The organism is uncultured Virgibacillus sp. (genome assembly GCF_947495635.1).
Classification (GTDB): domain Bacteria; phylum Bacillota; class Bacilli; order Bacillales; family Amphibacillaceae; genus Virgibacillus; species Virgibacillus salarius.
In genome coordinates this window covers 22,007-41,562 of sequence record NZ_CANMAB010000027.1, presented here as the reverse complement: position 1 = coordinate 41,562, position 19,556 = coordinate 22,007, and the positions used below count along the sequence as shown (strand labels likewise).

Annotated in this window: 21 protein-coding genes and 1 pseudogene; 3 read left to right on the top strand and 19 right to left on the bottom strand. The window is 36.2% G+C overall.

What is annotated here, in order from left to right:
* Nucleotides 1-106 precede the first annotated feature (106 nt).
* The 5 genes from Q1A47_RS08305 to Q1A47_RS08285 all read right to left on the bottom strand — a co-directional run bounded on the left by Q1A47_RS08305 (nucleotide 107) and on the right by Q1A47_RS08285 (nucleotide 2,582).
* Complete coding sequence (locus Q1A47_RS08305) at nucleotides 107-259, bottom strand: small acid-soluble spore protein P (RefSeq protein WP_026682946.1); 153 nt, start codon at nucleotides 257-259, stop codon at nucleotides 107-109.
* A 126-nt stretch (nucleotides 260-385) separates the two neighbouring features.
* A complete protein-coding gene (locus tag Q1A47_RS08300; RefSeq protein WP_026682945.1) occupies nucleotides 386-1,318 on the bottom strand; it encodes a manganese-dependent inorganic pyrophosphatase in 933 nt (310 codons plus the stop codon).
* Between the two features lie 69 nt (nucleotides 1,319-1,387).
* Nucleotides 1,388-1,825: a hypothetical protein gene (locus Q1A47_RS08295; protein ID WP_166530361.1), complete on the bottom strand. Its 438-nt coding sequence runs from the start codon at nucleotides 1,823-1,825 to the stop codon at nucleotides 1,388-1,390.
* The gene (locus tag Q1A47_RS08290) at nucleotides 1,812-1,961 is read right to left on the bottom strand and encodes a hypothetical protein (RefSeq protein ID WP_166530360.1); all 150 of its coding nucleotides are present in this window, start codon (nucleotides 1,959-1,961) and stop codon (nucleotides 1,812-1,814) included. Before Q1A47_RS08290 ends, Q1A47_RS08295 begins: the two co-directional genes overlap by 14 nt.
* Before the next feature lie 42 nt (nucleotides 1,962-2,003).
* Entirely contained in the window at nucleotides 2,004-2,582 is a 579-nt protein-coding gene (locus Q1A47_RS08285) for a hypothetical protein (RefSeq protein ID WP_121604776.1), read from the bottom strand.
* Nucleotides 2,583-2,702: 120 nt separating this feature from the next.
* On the opposite strand from Q1A47_RS08285, the gene Q1A47_RS08280 reads away from it, so the two are divergent.
* Both Q1A47_RS08280 and Q1A47_RS08275 read left to right on the top strand, forming a co-directional pair.
* Entirely contained in the window at nucleotides 2,703-3,155 is a 453-nt protein-coding gene (locus Q1A47_RS08280; RefSeq protein WP_246484707.1) for a DinB family protein, read from the top strand.
* Entirely contained in the window at nucleotides 3,156-4,280 is a 1,125-nt protein-coding gene (locus tag Q1A47_RS08275; RefSeq protein ID WP_166530358.1) for an FAD-binding oxidoreductase, read from the top strand.
* Nucleotides 4,281-4,980: 700 nt separating this feature from the next.
* Here Q1A47_RS08275 and Q1A47_RS08270 read toward each other — a convergent pair.
* Both Q1A47_RS08270 and Q1A47_RS08265 read right to left on the bottom strand, forming a co-directional pair.
* Nucleotides 4,981-5,397 carry a universal stress protein gene (locus Q1A47_RS08270; RefSeq protein WP_026682939.1) on the bottom strand — a complete coding sequence of 139 codons (417 nt, stop codon included), beginning with the start codon at nucleotides 5,395-5,397 and terminating at the stop codon, nucleotides 4,981-4,983.
* A gap of 81 nt (nucleotides 5,398-5,478) precedes the next feature.
* Entirely contained in the window at nucleotides 5,479-6,939 is a 1,461-nt protein-coding gene (locus tag Q1A47_RS08265; protein WP_121604772.1) for a SulP family inorganic anion transporter, read from the bottom strand.
* 279 nt (nucleotides 6,940-7,218) lie between these two features.
* Between Q1A47_RS08265 and Q1A47_RS08260 the strand changes: the two genes are divergently transcribed.
* Nucleotides 7,219-7,368: a hypothetical protein gene (locus Q1A47_RS08260; protein WP_161629298.1), complete on the top strand. Its 150-nt coding sequence runs from the start codon at nucleotides 7,219-7,221 to the stop codon at nucleotides 7,366-7,368.
* A 126-nt stretch (nucleotides 7,369-7,494) separates the two neighbouring features.
* Here the strand turns inward: Q1A47_RS08260 and Q1A47_RS08255 are convergent, their stop codons facing one another.
* The 12 genes and pseudogenes from Q1A47_RS08255 to Q1A47_RS08200 all read right to left on the bottom strand — a co-directional run bounded on the left by Q1A47_RS08255 (nucleotide 7,495) and on the right by Q1A47_RS08200 (nucleotide 19,425).
* Complete coding sequence (locus Q1A47_RS08255; RefSeq protein WP_166530357.1) at nucleotides 7,495-8,160, bottom strand: hypothetical protein; 666 nt, start codon at nucleotides 8,158-8,160, stop codon at nucleotides 7,495-7,497.
* Between the two features lie 395 nt (nucleotides 8,161-8,555).
* Nucleotides 8,556-9,200 (bottom strand): YitT family protein, encoded by a 645-nt coding sequence (locus Q1A47_RS08250; protein WP_034679802.1) that lies wholly within the window; start codon nucleotides 9,198-9,200, stop codon nucleotides 8,556-8,558.
* Nucleotides 9,201-9,254: 54 nt separating this feature from the next.
* Nucleotides 9,255-10,355: an ethanolamine utilization protein EutH gene (eutH, locus tag Q1A47_RS08245; protein ID WP_166530356.1), complete on the bottom strand. Its 1,101-nt coding sequence runs from the start codon at nucleotides 10,353-10,355 to the stop codon at nucleotides 9,255-9,257.
* Between the two features lie 250 nt (nucleotides 10,356-10,605).
* Nucleotides 10,606-10,833, bottom strand: a complete 228-nt coding sequence (locus tag Q1A47_RS08240; RefSeq protein WP_246484706.1) for a GrpB family protein — start codon at nucleotides 10,831-10,833, stop codon at nucleotides 10,606-10,608.
* 100 nt (nucleotides 10,834-10,933) lie between these two features.
* Nucleotides 10,934-11,353, bottom strand: a complete 420-nt coding sequence (locus tag Q1A47_RS08235) for a hypothetical protein (protein ID WP_166530355.1) — start codon at nucleotides 11,351-11,353, stop codon at nucleotides 10,934-10,936.
* 196 nt (nucleotides 11,354-11,549) lie between these two features.
* Complete coding sequence (locus tag Q1A47_RS08230) at nucleotides 11,550-13,619, bottom strand: penicillin-binding protein 2 (protein ID WP_166530354.1); 2,070 nt, start codon at nucleotides 13,617-13,619, stop codon at nucleotides 11,550-11,552.
* Nucleotides 13,620-14,146: 527 nt separating this feature from the next.
* Nucleotides 14,147-14,611 (bottom strand): NUDIX hydrolase, encoded by a 465-nt coding sequence (locus Q1A47_RS08225; protein ID WP_080668773.1) that lies wholly within the window; start codon nucleotides 14,609-14,611, stop codon nucleotides 14,147-14,149.
* Nucleotides 14,612-14,859: 248 nt separating this feature from the next.
* On the bottom strand, nucleotides 14,860-15,453 hold the full coding sequence (locus Q1A47_RS08220; protein ID WP_166530353.1) for a nucleotidyltransferase family protein: 594 nt from the start codon (nucleotides 15,451-15,453) through the stop codon (nucleotides 14,860-14,862).
* Between the two features lie 355 nt (nucleotides 15,454-15,808).
* On the bottom strand, nucleotides 15,809-16,660 hold the full coding sequence (locus tag Q1A47_RS08215) for an AraC family transcriptional regulator (RefSeq protein WP_026682932.1): 852 nt from the start codon (nucleotides 16,658-16,660) through the stop codon (nucleotides 15,809-15,811).
* A gap of 207 nt (nucleotides 16,661-16,867) precedes the next feature.
* On the bottom strand, nucleotides 16,868-17,623 hold the full coding sequence (locus Q1A47_RS08210) for a class I SAM-dependent methyltransferase (RefSeq protein ID WP_121604767.1): 756 nt from the start codon (nucleotides 17,621-17,623) through the stop codon (nucleotides 16,868-16,870).
* 237 nt (nucleotides 17,624-17,860) lie between these two features.
* Nucleotides 17,861-18,433, bottom strand: a complete 573-nt coding sequence (locus Q1A47_RS08205; RefSeq protein ID WP_228089078.1) for a GNAT family N-acetyltransferase — start codon at nucleotides 18,431-18,433, stop codon at nucleotides 17,861-17,863.
* A gap of 141 nt (nucleotides 18,434-18,574) precedes the next feature.
* Nucleotides 18,575-19,425, bottom strand: a pseudogene (locus Q1A47_RS08200) (aminoglycoside 6-adenylyltransferase).
* Between the last annotated feature and the right edge of the window lie 131 nt (nucleotides 19,426-19,556).

Below are 19,556 nucleotides of genomic sequence, written 5' to 3'. Positions count from 1 at the left end.
ATACATCAAACATTTCAAAATAACTACTTGGCTTAACGCAGTCATTGCACTGATTTTATACTTTCTTAACTTACAAAAAGGTACCCAGTAAAAGGATACCTTCAAGCTAAAGTCCGTGATGGGGATTATGCTTTTGTCTAGAATGATTGGCGTTTTTAACTTTCTTTGAACCATCTAACGGTTCGCCATAGGGTTGTTTTGGACTTTGCGGCAAATTTGGATGTTCCTGTTGCTTTGGTCCTTTTGGTTTACCCGCCATGTCAGCTTCCTCCTTTCAACTTCCATTTAGTTTTTGAGGGAGCATATCCATTTATACATGGGCATGGTAATTCAAAAAGGACCCGGAAAAGCGCATACTGCTTTTCTGGGTCCTCTGTCATATAGATTATTTCGTAAAAGCGTCTGTAAGTGCTGTGACAATTTGTTTCTTACGTGATACAACACCTTTTAGAAGCGCACGACTATTATCGTCAAGTTTGACATCAAATGCTGCTTCTACTTTTTCTTTTCCACTTCCAAGTGCTAATACCTCGGAATCATTATTTAATATATCTGTTACTACAAACAAGAAAAGATCAAGGTCTTTCTCATTCACTATTTTTGCAATTTCCTGATCGATTTCATGCTGCAATTCGTATATTTTTGCAGTATCCACTGCATTTACCTGTGCGATTTCTACCTTTGCATCAGCCATGGAGAATTCTTTTGCATCCATGGTAAGCAACTCGTAAACAGATTTATCACTTAAATCAGCACCAGCCTGTAACATTTCCATTCCATACGTTTCTAGATTTACTCCAGCAATTTTTGCTAATTCATATGCAGCATCCACGTCTTCTTTTGTACAAGTTGGAGATTTTAATAGCAACGAGTCTGATACGATTGCAGATAGTAATAGACCAGCAATTTCTTTGGAAACAGGGATATTGTTTTCCTTGTACATTTTGTTCAGAATCGTAGCTGTACAACCTACCGGCTCAGCACGAAAATATAAGGGCTCACTTGTTTCGAAATTAGAAATACGATGATGATCAATTACTTCGGCAATACGGACATCTTTTATATTTTCTACACTTTGTTGAAATTCATTATGATCAACAAGAATAACCGATTTCACATCATCTTCCACTTTTTCAATTAGTTTCGGAGCTTCCACATTAAAGTAGTCCAACGCAAATTGTGTTTCTTTACTAACAGACCCTAATCTTGCTGGTTCTGCACGTATACCAAGTTTATTTTTCAAGTCAGCATAGGCTAAAGCTGAACAAATTGTATCTGTGTCTGGATTCTTATGTCCAAAAATTAACGTCTTATCCATGAATCATTCTCCTTCTATTAAGCTTCTACCATTATTAGCTTACCAAAATTAATTAAAATTGAATAGCGTTTATTCTTCCGTTTCCGTTACCCCCCATAATTTTTTTGATCTACTGTAATTATTCCAAACAATATCTAAATCATGAAAATATCGATGTAATTGACGAACCGTATTCATATTTTTTTCTTGTTCTAATTGATTCGTCAGTTTTTTGATCGCATCTAAATCTCTTATTAACGACTCATTAGCAATTTCGCCTAATTGGTTATTTATGGTTTCTCGAATCGTTTGGGCCTGTGTTACCTGTTCATCCCAATCAATATCATTAATAGCACCATATCCAGTCGTATCATTATAAAAATCATGTGCCTGAGCGATAAAATCCCCTATATCCGCTTTATTTTGTGATACTGATTCATTTTCTTGTTCAGCACTCTTTTTGGTTTGCTCTTTCTTTTCATTATTTTTCGCATCAACTATTTCTGTAGAACCACTAGCTCTTTTCATCTTGAAATACGGCTTTTAAATCAATATCAAATAGCGCAAAGAAAAATACCGTAGATCCAATAAATGATACGAATAGTACGATGAAAAATGTCCAGCCAAACCAACCCCATGTACGTTTTGAATTCGTTTTTTTCACTATAAAAACTCCTTCAAGAAAATTTTTCTCCTGTTTTTACTGTTATTGTGCGTTATACCATTCTAAAACCCTTTTCCTAATTTCAGCATTACGAACCTCTTTTGCAACTGTTTCTGTTACCTCAATTACTTTTACATATGGATTTATAGGACTATCTTTATCCTGGAGTTTAACAACGCAATACCCCTTGATGGGAGCTGGCCTCATTTCTAAAATTGCCTCATTATTAAATATGTGATAAATCTTCTCTTCATCTGCTGGCCGTAAGTTCCATTCCTCCTGCATATCAGTTTGTTCTCGTTCAGTAGTTTGACTATAGCCAGACTCATCGTCGGTCATTCGCTTCCCCTTTTCTCTAGTTTGTTTTCGATCATTATAGATATGATTATTAATAGAGACAAGCAAGCGAATCACTTCAGATACGCCAATTAGTAGTACCCCACCTAAAAACCACCGACCAGCAATCGTAAAAAAGGACTGCCACATAAACCTGTTTTCCTGCTCTCCCATTTCATATAGAGAACTTTCATTAAACGTGACATAATAAGCGAACATTGGTCCAATAAGCATTAATCCAATACCTAAAATTAAAATAGCAATTCCTAGAATATTTCGTTGCAACTTGTATCCCCCCCTGTTTATTAATTCTTTATTCGTATGGTAAACCCTTCAAATATTTTACTTTTTCCATGATTATTTTTATCATAATAAATAGAGGAATCAAGAATGGAGGAATCGGAAATGACAAATCAATTTTCATTAACACGTGGGAGTTTATTAACTTTTGTGAAACAGCTAGATAAGGAAATAATGGATATCCAACCGAAGGGATTTAATAATACGATACGTTGGCATATCGGGCATATCCTTGTAACTGCTGAGAGCCTATTATTTGGATATCCTAAACAGTCAACGAATATTCCTGTATCATATCAAGGGTTATTTGCTACGGGAACAAAACCATCTGAATGGTCAGAGAATGCTCCAAAATTAGCTACGCTTATCGTTGATTTAGAGAATCAAGCTCCACGAATTGAAGCACCTACAGATGAGTTCTTTGCTACAGACTTACCGTACACATTACCGTTTGGTAATTTCAAAACATATGGTGACGTTTTTGCAATGATTCTTTCTCATGAAGCAGAGCACTTGGGACAAATAAAAGCAATGAAGAAGATAGTTGAAAATAGATAGATGAGTAATCGAATAATTATTATCGGTGGGGGAATTTTAGGTGCTTCAACCGCATATTACCTCGCAAGAAATAAATACCATGTTACGATCATCGATCGCTTTGATGATGGTCAAGCAACTGATGCTGCAGCTGGTATCGTATGCCCATGGCTCTCCCAACGACGAAATAAAGCTTGGTATCAACTCGTAAAAGCAGGAGCACGAAGCTATCCTAACCTTATTCATTCCTTATATCAAGATGGCGAAGAGGATGTAGGATACGAACAGGTTGGAGCTATTCATTTGCATGATGATGATAAAAAGTTAATTGCTATGAAAGAACGCGCCGAAAAACGGAAGCTTGCTGCTCCAGAAATAGGAGAAATAAAGCTATTAGATCAGCAAGCCACAACAGAATTGTTCCCATTATTAAACGGTAACTATAAATCGGTCTACGTAAGTGGTGCCGCTCGAGTTGATGGAAGAAAACTACGAGATGCACTTTTGCGTGCAGCGGAAAAACACGGAGCAATATTGATAAAGGGAAACGCAGCGTTAACGTACAAAGACAATACAATTAATGGTGTACATGTAAACAGCCAAACAATCCCTGCAGATACCGTTATTGCTGCTACTGGAGCTTGGATGACGGAACTCTTAAGTCCGTTGGGTATTCATTTTCAAGTGGACGAGCAACGTGCACAAATTCTCCATGTTCAGCTACCGACAGGAGATGCATCTAATTGGCCCGTCGTAAAACCACCTAATAACCAATATATGTTGACTTTCCCTGATAATCGAATTGTATTAGGTGCAACCCATGAAGATAATGTAGGGTTTGATCACCGAGTAACAGCAGGTGGAATGCATGAAATCCTTACGAAGGCAATGGAAGTCGCTCCTGGATTAGAAGCAACTACTATTCTTGAAGCTCGCGTTGGTTTCCGACCAGTCACACCAGGATTTCTACCAGTTATTGGACCACTCCCTGGCTTTCATGGATTATTACTTGCGAATGGACTTGGATCAACTGGCTTAACGATGGGACCATTCATCGGTTTACAGCTATCCAAGCTTGTAATGAAAGAAGAAGTTGATATCCATCTATGTGATTATCCTGTAGAAAAAGCGATCACTAAAAACTAAACGTAAGTACCTCTATTCGAACATCCTAGCACTACTCACACATAGTCTGGGACATAACAAAACACTTAACGTTAAAGATAAACACAACCTAACAAACAAAGAAAGAAATTTTTTCAAAGCATGCTCCTATGCTAAATATTAGTGGAAAAAGCTTTTACAGTGCTAGGGGAAAAACGTACTAAATGGAGTTTATTATAATCTATAGAAAAGCTGAGCTGGCTCAAATAGCTCGGCTTTTTCTTGATTCTAAAGTACACTTCTCCAGGTTTACTCTTTTCCAGAACCCCTAAGTAATAATGGATTGCTGCAGGGGCAGATTTTCTGTAGCTTGACTGGAGAATAGCAAAATTACTTCGTTGGGCATCCTTAAATCCTCCTACATTCAGATGAAGATTTAAAATTAAAAATTCGGTAGTTTGTTAGCTATTTTTTTTATTTCTTTACTCACTCATCTTTATCCCCTGTCTCAACTGGTAGAGGAAACACAAAAAGACCAATTAGATATCATAATTCTGTATTTTATTCCTTTTATTACAATGAAAGGGTTATAGAGATAATAAAGTTGTTTAATTTTTATCTTAAATAGTTAGAGCCTTACTACAATTTGTGTGTAGTAAGGCTCTTTAATGAGAAAAATTACTTGACAGTTTAAGAAGATTGTAGAACTATTACAATCTGACAATACATCATGTTCTTCCTACTATTTTACAATCATTACAGGACAATTCACTCGTTTTGCCACCTTGTGACTCACGCTACCTAAGATAAACGTTTGTAAATTATTTAATCCACGGCTTCCGATGACAACACAATCAAATGCATTGTCATTGGCATAAGATACAATCGTTGGACCAGGTTCTCCATGTAAAATCGTTATGTCATATTCTATTTCTGCGGCTATTAATAAATTTTCAACAACCTTCAACTTTTCTTTACGTTTTTTCTCAATTTCTAATTTGTCTGTTGCATGTAATACATCTGCTTTTGCTGTTTGACCATCTATCACATAAACAACTTCTACTAAACTAGAAAATTTTTCTGCAAGTTCAATCGCTTGTTTTGCGGATCGAACAGAATGCTCAGAACCATCAGCAGCTAATAATATTTTTTGGAACAAACGGCTCACCTCTTAGAAATTCATTAAAATACAACCTTGTGCTTTCGATTAAAAACATGGATGCCTTTGGTAAAACAAATATTAATGTCCAGAAGCTTTGGAAAGGCCACTGATCTGCTGTTTAAGCCTCCGACTATCTTCATTTAAACCTGTATAGTGAACGGGAACTTGTTTTTGCTCAAACTTCATTTCGATCTTATCCAATGCTCCTATAGCAGAGTCATCCCATAGATGGGCTTCTGATAAATCAATTTCCACTTCACTCACACGTTCTGTGAAATCAAATTTATTCGGTAACTCACTGACTGATGCAAAGAACAGTTGACCCTCCATTCGGTAAATGCGCTTTTGCCCTTGATGAACAAGCTCACTAGTAACCTTTATCCTAGAAATTTTTGCAGCAAAGAAAATGGCACTTAATAACACACCAGCTAATACACCTTTTGACAAGTCATGCGTATACACCACAACACCTACTGTTGTTAGCATCACAGCTGCATCTGTTCTTGGCAGTTTATTTAAATTTTTAATCGATGACCAATCAAATGTACCAATCGACACCATAATCATAACACCTACAAGAGCTGCCATCGGTATTTGTACAACTAATCCACCTAATACAATAATGAGAAACATAAGGAATATACCTGCTACTAGTGTAGATAATCTTCCTCTGCCTCCTGATTTTACATTAATCACCGATTGGCCAATCATGGCACAACCAGCCATACCTCCAAAAAAGCCAGCTACTATATTTGCAATCCCCTGTCCACGACTTTCTCTATTTTTATTACTCTCCGTGTCTGTCATATCATCTACAATATTAGATGTTAATAGCGATTCTAATAACCCTACGATTGCAAGTGCTAAGGAATAAGGAAATATAATCGTTAACGTCTCCCATGTAAATGGAATAGACGGAATTAAAAACATGGGCAGCTGTTGTGTTAAAGCTCCCATATCACCTACGGTTCCTACGTGAATATCTCCTAAAATGACAATTGCTGTTACGACAATAATTGCTACAAGCGCTGAGGGTACTGCGGTTGTAATACGTGGGAGAATATATATAATTGCTAAGGTCAACCCAACTAAACCGTACATGATCCAACCTTCCCCTTTAAAATGAGGAAGCTGAGCAGTAAAAATTAAAATAGCTAACGCGTTAACAAATCCAACCATCACCGAACGTGGTACAAATTTCATCACTCTTGCTAGCTTAAAGATACCAAAGATTATTTGAATAATACCTGTAAGAATTGTTGCTGCTAATAAATATTGCAACCCGTGGTCCGCAACTAGATTAACCATAAGTAACGCCATTGCTCCAGTTGCCGCAGAAATCATTCCCGGACGACCTCCGACAAAAGCAATTACAACTGCGATGCAAAACGATGCATACAAGCCAATCATCGGATCCACACCAGCAATTATTGAGAAGGCAATCGCCTCAGGGATTAGCGCTAGAGCAACTACAATTCCAGCTAGAATATCACCCTTGACGTTACCAAACCATTCATGTTTCCATTGTGCAGTTTTCAAATGTTCAACCTCTTTCTATTGTTTAGATTATTTAAGCCCTCCAGAGACTTAGCCGTAGATAACCTATGCATCATACCATAAATAAAAAAAGAGGAAAAACCTAAGGAAAGCGTGTACATCACAAGTAAACTTCTATTTACTATTATTTTCTACCATTTTCATAACAAGTTATTAGAATGAGAGCTTTTTACTCAAAAATATTTTCCATTTACCTATGGATTATATTTACATACATTAGCCTGTTTGGTACGCTTAGTTTAGATATAAGGGGGAAGTACAATGAAGGGAAGAATGATTGTCTTTTTATTAATTATTATAACGTTAATTGCACTTGTCTTGTGCTGGTATTGGTTACAGGATGTTATTGTGGATTACGATTTAGAACGAGCCATGCAACTAAAATGGACTAGTGAGACCCTTTCTCTTTAGTCCACTTTTTTGTGACCTTATATTGACTTCTATTTACGCTTACAAAGATAATGCGTATTTTTCTAGCTGATAGCCGCTCTATAATCTTAGTAATCTCTGCTTCTTTTGAAGTCAGTCTGCTCCATTTCATAGATGCTGCTCCACCGTATGTATTGCTATTGCCGACAAAGCCGGATACAAACTTTCAGTAAACCTAGAGGACGCTGCGTGCTTACTAAAATAGGAAAGAACTGCTAAGGAAACTTGATTGGTTAATATATTTGGTATTAAGCATGTTTTACCTATACTAAGATAGTGACCTTGTCTATATGGAAGTAGAAATCCTATAACCATATCCCCTTGATTTATCCTAGTTTTTCGCTGACGCAATATAACTGAATTCACCTTTCCTTCGACTATATCGATAAATGTATAATTTTCACCAATAGAATAGTCACTTCCCACCACGTAAATTCCTGGTTTAAGATGGTTCCATTGATATAATAGCTTCTGAATGGCTATAGACTTATCTATCCATTTTTCCCTATTATACTGAAGAAATTGCTGATAAATAGTCTTGCTAGTATGTTTTTCATGAAAACAAAAAATAGTCCAGCATAACCACGAATCATAAAGTCTATTCATCCATTCATCAGAAACGTTCAGCTCCACCCTCATATTCTCCATGATGTTTGTAAGGACAGAGTGGAACTCTTCGATAGCATAGATCATTATCTCGTCGACCATACTGTGAATCTCTCCCATTATCGGATCATCCATCAGTATGTTTGGAGCAATATCACGTTTATCCATTTTATCTCCCCCATGCTAAGTTTCTTACATTCTAGCATGGTAAAATCAGACGTCTAGTTTTTAAAAGCGTATTTTATAACAGTGGACTTAGATGAGTATCGATTTTTTCTGTCAACAAAATTACAAATTGTACTCAAAATCATTAACAATATAAAACTTTGTTATATGCCTATACCAATGATGTCTTGGAAGACAACCTCTCATTACAATAATCTTACCATCCCTAAAAACGAACATTTTCTAGTCACTCCTATGCGTTAAATCCGGCTTGTTCTGATTTCGTGGAGAGTCTTGTAGTTCTCTAAAATTGACAAAAGACGCCCGATATTTAGCTTCACTTAGGATGATCTAATAACGAGCGTCATTCACAACTATGATTTCAAGCAGCTTGTCAGTTAAGCACGTGTCTTAGGGAGATGCTTGTTCTGATTATTATGTTCTAAACGAGTAATCTCCTCTCTTAGCCTTCCGTAGATATATTGGAATATTGGACTTTGAATAAATGTAAAGATAAAGGTAAATAAAAACACTGGGCCTCCTAATATCAGGCCAATTATGAGAACAAGGCACTCTGTTATGATTCGCACCTTTCCTACAGATGCGTCAAGCTTATCAGATATGGAAAGCATAAATCCATCACGAGGTCCAGAACCAACACCTGCCGCATTGTATACTCCTCCACCGATTCCCATAATAACGATACCTACTATAATAATAAGATAATCGATCCATGTATACGTTGCAACGGGTAAAAAGTCAAGATAGAGATAGATGTCTACAAATACACCTACCAGTACCCCATTTAGAAACGTTCCTAGTTTTATATAGCTTTTATCCAAAAACCAGGATATGATAATTAAGAGCGCAGAAATGATAATCGTCCATGACCCAATCGAAAGACCTACTTTTTCATATAATGCTACGTTTAAGACATCCCATGGATGAATTCCTAAATGCTGAACATTAATCGATATACTTATTCCTAAACTAAAAAGGGCTAACCCTACAAAAAACATACCCCAGCGAATGGCAACTATCATTTTATCCCTTCTCTCTTTCATCATATATATTTATCTCGCCAGGTGACGTAGGTTCTATTTATACGAATGGCGTCCAGTCCCATTTGATTTTTTTAATACAATCATTGCTAAAATAATTGCACTAAAACCAGCGATAAGTTTCCCTACAATCATAGGAAATACAATTTCCTTATTAATTCCTGCTACAAATCCTAAGTGACCACCCAAAACAAACGCACCACTTACGGCAAAGGCAACATTGATGACTTTCCCTCTGGCATCCATATGTTTTAACAGCGCTAACATCGGAATACTATGGGCAAGTGATGCTACTAGACCTGCTGTAGACGTATCACTAATACTAAGCTTCGAACCCAACTTATATAATGGTTTCTTAAATACCTTGGATATAAAATGGACCATGGGGAAAGCCCCTGCTAAAAATATTGCAATCTGGCCAACAATTTGAATCCCCTCTTCTAACGGTGTTAGATAAGGAATGACGATAAAACCAGTTAATGTCTTAATAATAATCGCGGTAAGCCCAATAATAGCTATAATTTCAACACATTTACCGAATATAGAGAAACCAATAATCATCTGTCCCGGTTTCTTCCACAGCCCCATGGAAATGAGAGCAGAAAAAAGCAATGTTGGTATAAGGTTAATAATAATTAGCTGTATGCTAAAGCCAGCAAGTATTCCGCCTACTAAACAGCCGATTGGAATTGTAATCAAACCTAACAGGATACCCTTTGCAAAATATGTATGATCTTCTTTTCTAATAATCCCCAATGCTACGGGAATTGTAAATACAATGGTTGGGCCCATCATCGTCCCTAAAAATACCCAAGCAAATAATCCTGCCTCCTTATTTTGCGCCATTTCCTGTGCTAGCGCATACCCCCCCATATCAATGGCTAATATAGTATTTGCAAACACTGCTGGATCAGCTCCGATAAAGCCATATATCGGAGCAATAATTGGTGTTAATATCCTAGCTAATACTGGAGCTAAGGAAATAATACCGACCATGGCTAGCATAAGCGATCCCATGGTCATAAATCCATCTGTAAAATGTTGACCAAATCCAAGCCTATTACCAAAACATTTATCAATGGCACCCAAACAAAGAAAACAGACAACAATGATTATAATGACATCATTAATTCCCATTATAGTTCTCCATTCTTTCTATATCTGTTCTAACAGGTGAACTTTCATATACTAATAGGAATAAACTACCGCAAACCCTTGTACCAAGTCAATGCTTTTTGTTCTATTTCCTTAACAATTGCGTCTTTATTTTGAATATACATAGCTATATCAATGGAGATCGTTTTGCCAGCCTCTCTTTTACATTCCCATACCGTTTTGCTTCATATGGAAGGATTTGTAATAAATCCTAAAAGCAAGACTGCCTATTTCATACATAGGAACATGCTCTGTACGCTGATCTCCGCCTTTTTGAAAATACCTTTCCTAAAATACCGTTTTCACCACATGATTTATATCCATGCTTACGCATTGCTTGATTAAATAAATCTAACTTCGTGATTGATTTTACTACAGGCATTATATCCATGATAGGTTTTTCGTTTCCCCATTTAACTGCCGTACTTCCGATATGATGAATAGCATTTAACTCCCACATTAAACATTTTCTTTAGTTTCTCAACTTCCTTGATAAACGTATTTCCCCACTGCTCCCCTTAAAATATTACAATTACTTCTCGCATGACGGTTTCCACAGTTTACTTTTTCGCTTTAAATTGCTCTACAATAAAATTTTTACTCGCTTCATCAATGCTATAGTAGATCACTTGACTCGAAGATTCTCCTGCTCGTTCACTAATAATAGCTCCATCTTTTACAAACCACAATTTAGAATCAATCAGACTTGTATGTTCCCTCGGACTTACAACACGAATGGACATATCAGGTTTACCAAGTTCATTAATATTAGCTGTTAGTTGTTTTTTTCCAAGATAAATCATCATTATATTATCGACGAAAGATTGATCTGCTATATTTGTAATTATCACCGTTTCATCATGATCCGTTAACCATATTTCTCTTGAGGTCTGACTATTTGTAAATAACGCAGTTATATACCCAGTTGCAAATAACATAATACTTAAGATCGCCATTACTAAAACGCTACGAAGCTTCACCTCTCATCCTCCATTCATCATAGTACCTATTCTATAACTGAAAGTGGCTGAGACAAAAGTATACGTTAAAGCTAAAAGCCGAACGACCTTTCGAAATGTACGTAGCATTCGAATTCGTTCGACTTTCTGGTTTAAAATAGCTGTTACTGTTTTACTAAAACGCCACTCAGCGATTACGTTTTTTCTTAAGAAAGCTCTATGGTTTATATGTTTCAAAATAAGCGTCTAATATTCCTTGACCAATCCTATGATTAATTGGATACCTCCCCTTTATTTTTCCTGTATGTGGAACAATGATCGCAAAAGCCATTTCCGGATCATCATATGGTGCGTAACCAACTAATGAAAGGTTCTCCGTATCAGCTAGCTTCTTTCCATCTATATAATATGCATTTTCAGCAGTTCCTGTCTTTCCTGCCGCATTATATTTACTATACTCGTCATTACCAAAATAATTTACACCTGTTCCGCCAGTTGCGTGAAAAACTCGATGGAACCCCTCCTGAATCCGAGTAATATACGATTGATCCATATCTACTCGATTTAAAATCTTTGTATCAATATTTCGATAAACGGAACCTAATTCCTTAGACGAGTTACTTGGATTTCTAATTTCCTTTACGAAATGCGGGCGAACACGATAGCCATCATTGGCAATTGTTGACACATATTGAGCCATTTGTAGCGCAGTATATGTATCATACTGACCAATGGCAAGGTTCATAAACAAGCCACCCATCGTTGAATTTTCACCCGTTAATCCTGTCGATTCATATGGATAATCAATGCCTGTACTCGCTCCTAGACCAAATTGCTGAAAATAATTTCTCATTTCTTCCCAAGCATCCGGATTAAACGTAATTTTGGCCTCATCTGGTAATGGATTCCGTTGTTCTCCCCCCATCTTTAAAGCGATATAAAACATATACACATTTGAAGACAGTCTTAATGCATCATAATCGTTCACAGCACCTAAATTCCTATAGGAACCCCTTCTTTTAGGATCGCCTTTAATCTTCAGTTTGCGATCATAAAATGATTGTCCCGGGGAAATAACTCCCGATTCATACCCAGCTAAAACCGTAGCTCCCTTAACTGCAGAACCTGGCAAGTGGGAATCGTACAATGCTCTATACGACTCATTTACATATTCATTTTTTTCCTTATCCCGACTCGCAGCACTAACAGCTAATAACTCACCTGTCTTCGGATTCATCACAACTGCAATTGCATCTGTTAAGTATGGATGCTGATAAGGATTCGCTTGAATAATATTTTTTAATTCATCCTTCACAACTTTATCAACCTTCTTCTGAAACTCCATATCTATGGTTAAGACGAGATCCTTCCCTGCCTCACCTTCAACAACCGTTTCAGAACCTACAATCGTACCGTCCTTTTTAGTTGTGTATTGAATCTGCTCTTTCCTACCTCGTAATACATTTTCATAGTATTCTTCCAAACCACTTATCCCAACACGATCATTCCGACTGTATCCTCTAGTTAGAAAATATTCCTCCTTTTCTGCTGGAATTCCTTTCTTTTGCGTTGTAATATTTCCGATTAAATTTTGAAATGTGTCACCAAATGGGTACTCCCTTTCCCAATCAGCTGTTGCATTAATGCCTGGAAGTTCGCTAAGATGTTCAGAAACCATTGCATATTCCTCTGACGTTACCCCCTCATTTTTAACAATTTGGGGCGTTAAAGCATATGCCTTATCCAACTCCCGCTTAATGGCTATGATCTTCTGCTCATTCTTCGTGAAATCACTTATTTTATCTTTCGGGATTCTCTCTAAAATAAGATTATATTCCTCTGTATCATCTAATTCCTTTTTCTCTTCTGTGCTTAGCAGCTTAACAGCTTCTTTTTTATTTTCTAAATACCAATATTCCTTTTTATTCCGCTCCGAAATTCCTTTGCTATCAAAAGAAATTAATTGCGCTAATTTCTTAGCAACCGTTAATCGATTCTTCGCTTGCACTCTCTTAGCGGGTGTATATGTAATAGCGTACAATGGTTTATTCGTGACTACTAATCGATGATTACTATCATAAACTTCCCCCCGCGGCACTGGTACCTTAGTTGTGTCTCTAATCGTTCGATCGATTTCTTCTTGAAATGACTCTCCTTTCAGAATTTGAACTACACCTAGCTGCAACACCAATGCAGAAAACATAATAAACATGACAAAAAATAAAATGTTTAATCGAAAAGGAAGTCTCTCCCTTTTCAACTTCCTTCGCTTGTTCTTTTTCCCCATCTAATCTTCCCCTTTGTTACAAGTGCTATGTAATCTAACACCTCTTATCCCCTCTAACAATAAGAATATTAAGACTTTTTAGCCAAAAAATATAACTACAGAACTTAAGACCACCATCCAATCCAACTTAATACTCAATTGATGCTTTTTACTTAATAAATAACAATATATTTGAGTTAATCATATCATTTACTTATCCTGCAATTCAACCAATTATTTCCTTTTATAGAAGCAATAATTAAACACTCTATACCTTGAGTAATTAAGGATTTATCAATGTCTATAGTATACTATGTATATGATCAGATTCTTTTTCCAGTATTACTTTAAAGTCCTCTGCCCCTTCCCCATGATAAGGTATTCCTTTTTATTATCTATCATAGCTGCAAACTTTTTAGAAGCTCTCTGTGAATTTACTGTTTGAATGCAACTATCGATCTATCATCACAGGTATAAGAGGGAGTTCTTGAACCTACTACATGCTATGGAAAATGAATTCTCTCAAAGGAAAATACCTAAGTAGAAGCTTACTTTTCATCGATGTCATTATTGAGATGCTCACCTATTAACTCTCTGTCATTTTTAATAGACAAATCATCGTGCTTATAATTTTGTATGTATTCGATTAAAAATGTTTTATCTTCAGGATAGGATAAAGCTAAATTTGTTAGTTCATCTGGTGATTTCCAATCTATACGATAAATTAATTTATCAGGATCATTAATGGTTTCCTCTCCACCAACCACCTTAACTGCAAAATAAATAATTTCCCCATATGGTCTTTCTTTTTTCCATATAGATTGTCTTATCTCTACGTTTAAGCCTGTTTCTTCTTTTATTTCCCTAACACAACATTCCTCAAAGGTTTCACCTGCTTCTAAACCGCCAGAAGGAACAGACCAACGTTTTGGTTCTTCTGGGGTTCCCTGTAATACCATTAGAACCTTTCTGTCATAAACACATACTCCCGCAGCACCAAGCCATTTTTTCATCTATAAGCACCTTTCTATTTTTATTTTAAAAATTCTTAATTTATTAGTTTTTTATCAGACTATAGCACATATATCTATTAATCTCACAAGAAATATATAAAGTGAAGCTTCAATTAGTGGGGGTATAAATTTTTGCTAATAATAACTTATATTCCCAAGACAAATTAGGCTCCTCCTTCACTATTCTTGTTCGACCACATGCTCTTAATGGAAACTGATAGGACAGATCTACCGATTGTATGAAAAAGTTATGTATGATAAATGTTAAGCTTGTTCCAAGTAGATTTCCACTTCTTTTTCCTTATTCTCTCCTCATAAATTGCTTCACGTTCTCTTGTTTCTGTGAAATAAGGCGTTGGCTTCAGCTGTAAATTGATGACATCGGCTATACCACAAGGTGCAGTAACAATTACCTTACCTTCTTTATCTAGCTTTACCCCAAGTGCAGTTGCTGTTTCTGGGAATTTAGATATCGCATCAACTGATGAAGTGTATGGTGGAATATTATTAACAATATGCATTCTTGCTTCATTTTTAACAGACCAGGGAACATTGGGCATTTTATTTTTTAATTTAGCTTCTAAAATTTTTTCCTCCTGTTCATCTATCGTTTCTATATCAAAATAGATTACATCCACATCTGGTATAGTAGTTCGTTTAGTAAAGCCGTGCAATGTATCCCAAATTTTCGCACGAATAAATCCGGCACATATCCACCAATCAGGCAGGTTCAATGTATTGGCAGCTTGCAAAATTTCCATCATCTCATCATCAGCTTGAATTAACTTTCTGACATCTTCTTTATTCTTTAACAAGAATATTCCCCCACCCAGAACATACATTCTTATTATAGCATAATAAAAGCTTTAGTGAATATTTGTTCCGTCTATTGACTTTTAGTGAAAAGGAAACAAATTAATTATTGGTAAAGCATCTAAGTCTAGACACTGACTATCTTCAATAAGTTGGTGTGAACCTAAAATGATGGGGGGTTTGTTTATTCCCACTAATTGTAAGTACCAGAAACGTATGACCTAAAGGCCTTTTGCCAGTTATATGTGGAATCTAAACTAATTATCGTTCGTTTCTTGATTGTTTTTTGACGACTTTTGTCTCAACCTCTTATAAATTAACATGAATTTTAATAAGAAATCCCAATTATTATTAATGAATGAATAACTACCTATTCATCTGTTTCTATTTCACTGGTATCCAAATTTCTGAATACAAATCTGGGCTCGAAGGATCCTCTTCTGAATAAACCTCTAACTCCGGTATACCAGCATGTTTATAACCACTCGAAGGAAACCATTCAGAGAAAATCTGTTTCCATACTTTTGGCATGGCATCGGGCATCGGGCCATGCACCTCAAAAACAGCCCATTTTGATTCAGGAATAGTCAAAGCCACTAGCCCATCAGGTACGTCCCCCTCATAGGTTGTACCTATCCAATAATCAATTACTTCCGAGCTTTTGTCGACACAAACCCCCAACACCCCTTCGATCAAACCATCGTTTAATCGGAATAATAAATCATCCGTTCCATCCCCATTTACTTTATCCCACATTTTTGGAATATCAATTTGATTCTGCTGATTGATACACGAAAATTCTCGTTTAATCCCTACAATCTGAAATGCTTCCCGTTCAACAATTTTGTATTGCATTGGTTCTGCTCCCTTCACACTAACCTGAATCACCAGGCGGTTATAAGATTTAAGCCTTCCTGCATATTTTCGCGCTTCACTCGGTGTTATACCATGCTGTCTGCGAAATGCTTTGGAAAAAGCTTCTGGAGTGTCGTAGCCATACTTGTAGGCAATATCAATAATTTTCGTATTTTCACGATTAAGCTCATGCGCAGCCAATGTTAAGCGTCTACGTCTGAGATATTCACCAACAGATATATCGGTCAATATCGAAAAGGTACGCTGAAAGTGAAATGCTGAAAAATTCGCCTGCTTTGCGATGCTATCTATCGATATTTCATCCAATAAATGCTCCTCCATATAATTGATGGCCTTCTGTAATGATTCGACCCACGTCATATCGCCCACTCCCTAATCAGATCTTAACAAGTATTTCACCATGTATCCTGTCACTTTGTGCTCTAGGCTGACAGTATGTTTGCTTACAATGCTAGGTTAATAATAAGTATTTCATAATATTTATACATATTACTTCATGTAGCACACAAAAAAAGGTGCTTATTGTATGGAGAAATAAGCACCCTGTAACAAATAACACAAGCTCGACTATTTCCTTAATTTAAAAACAATAAAGTCAGGACACCTAAAATCTTCTCCAAATGAAGGGTATTTTTTTAGCATGTCTTTTGATGGCTGTGGTTCGATAATGCTCTCCAAAACAAACCCTGTATGTATTAATGTATTTATATAGGTTGTTAACGTTCGATGGAAAAGCAGCATGTTTTCTTTATCACCTAAGGGCTGTTCATAGACTCCTTCATAAAAATACTTGTCCACATTCCAATGCAGCTTTTCTCCGTTTTCTGTTCTTTCCCAACCACTTTCTGGAGTAACAAAACATGGATGCAATATAGAAAAGATAAAGATACCTTTATCTGCTAACAGCCGATACATCGTTCGAAATGCTTTTTCATGATCCGCAAGATCTTGGATGACCATATTGGACACGATGAAGTCGAAACTTTTATCCTCTAGTTGATGTAAATCCTCACAATTTCCATGACTATAATGAACGTTCAATTCTTTTGGCGTTCTTTCCTTAGCGATTTCTATCATGGTCGGAGAATAATCCACCGCTGTTACAGCGGCACCACGCTTAGATAAAATTCTGCTCAAATATCCTTCTCCACATCCAGCATCAAGCACTTTTTTATTCTTCACATTCCCCATAAGTGAGAATAAAGCTGGGTTTAAAAAGATTTCTTTATGAAGATCACCTTGTTCCGTATGGTTTTCTGAATAATTTTCAGCGAAGTTATCCCATCTTTTGATTGCCTCTTCGGTCCCCATTGATTGGCTCATGTAAGCTCCCCTTTTTTTTAAGATTATCTATTGTTCACGTTTTGAAAATTCAACTACAAACTTATAACAACTTAGGGCGATTCGTGAAGTCGCTACGTTTCTGGGCGTTGGAGCTGAACGTGGCTCAACACGCATCTTTATCATATGGGCAAATTTTATAATTTCCTTTAATTTCCTAGACTATAGGAAAGGTGCAGTCAGTATATGATACATGAGCTGCACCTATTTTGAAATTAGCTATTTTGCGTTTTTATAATAAACGAGATTATCCGTCCACTCTCCAAATTCAAATATAAATCCTTTACGTGTACATTCGAACTCCATTCCTACACTCTCTGCTAAATTAATCGAGGGAATATTATCCACATTTATATGGGCCTCAATCCGATGGAAATGAAGATGACTAAAGGCGATATTCAATCCTTCTTTTACTGCCTCCTTGCCATAGCCATATCTCCAAAATTGATTATGCAAACGATAACCAATCATCCCCCATTGAAATTCCCCCCTCATTATTGTACTAAATTCCACTTTACCAATATGTTGACCATCCATTTTTCGAAAAATCCCAAATACATACGCCCTATCATCAGCTGCTAATTCCCGATGTTTTTTTACAACATTTTGAAATGCATCCTCCGTCCACTCGCTTATATCTAGGTGGTCATCATCATATTTGTACTGGGGAGGATAATTATTATTAAACCCTTCCAGCCACCGTTTATAATCCTGTTCATCTAACAATCTAATTATTAATCTTTCTGTTTCTGAAACAAAATCATGGTTTATGTTCTCCGACTTCAATACAATATCTCCTCTGCATCGTTTTTCTTCTAAATACAAATGCTTCCTTTTTAATACCATTTAGCTTATTGATCATAGTAATCATTCCTTTCTTTACACTTATGCAGTTATACCATTATTCAAATAATTTTCTTATTTATTCGTAATTTAATATATATCTTTTGCATCTGCTGGTAATTCTTTAATATGTTTTAGAAATTTGGTTATGTTGTTATCGTCCGTCTTTGGATAGATGAACCCAAAGTATGTAGCTACATCTAACGATAATGCCCTGAATAATTCACAAGCAGTAAACATGGAATGCCACATCTGTTGATAGTCCGAATTAGAATATGTATCTTCATACATCTTCCAATAGGTTGAAGGGAGATAGTACTTGAAATATTTTCCTAGTTTCCCTGTCGACACTCCAAAATCATGTTCCATACCAATCCACCAATTAATCATTTTATCCAAACAATCTCTTGTGGTATATTCAAACATTAATTTTGCATAAGGCAGTTCATCACGCCATATTCCTTTGGCAACATTTTGCAAGCACCACCAAAAATTATTTGTACAGCTTTCAAACTGGCCATGTGTAGGTTTCTTTACATGATAGTCGATATCAGATGGCGAGGGAATCGATGGCAGAATATTATCCTTATCCAACACTGGATGAGTAAGCTTATCATTCGTATAAGTATGATTCATCACATCAACTGTTTGAAGGCGTAGGTCACATCTGTAAATAGCATTAGATAGGCATAAGTATCGTCAAAATTCTTATCCTGACCAATCCCTTTGTCAAGTTTATCAGGTTCTTGAATCATTAATAGATTACCAAATTTGGAGATCCAATTGTCATCATTGATGAATGAAGATGTTTCTCTCACAACAAAAACGATATCGTAATCTTGGAAAATATCCTTTGGAACATTTGGATTCGTTCTCGAGCCATTCATATAAACAGCCCTAATACGCTCATCATTCTTAGCAATCCTTATAATCAAATTCATTATCTCCTGCTCGCTTCTCATTTCATTCATCCATCTCTAATCTTGAATATATCATTTTACTTATCTAACTTGTATTCAACCATTATATCTTATAATGTGCTGAATTTTTCACCTTTCTAATTAAAACTACT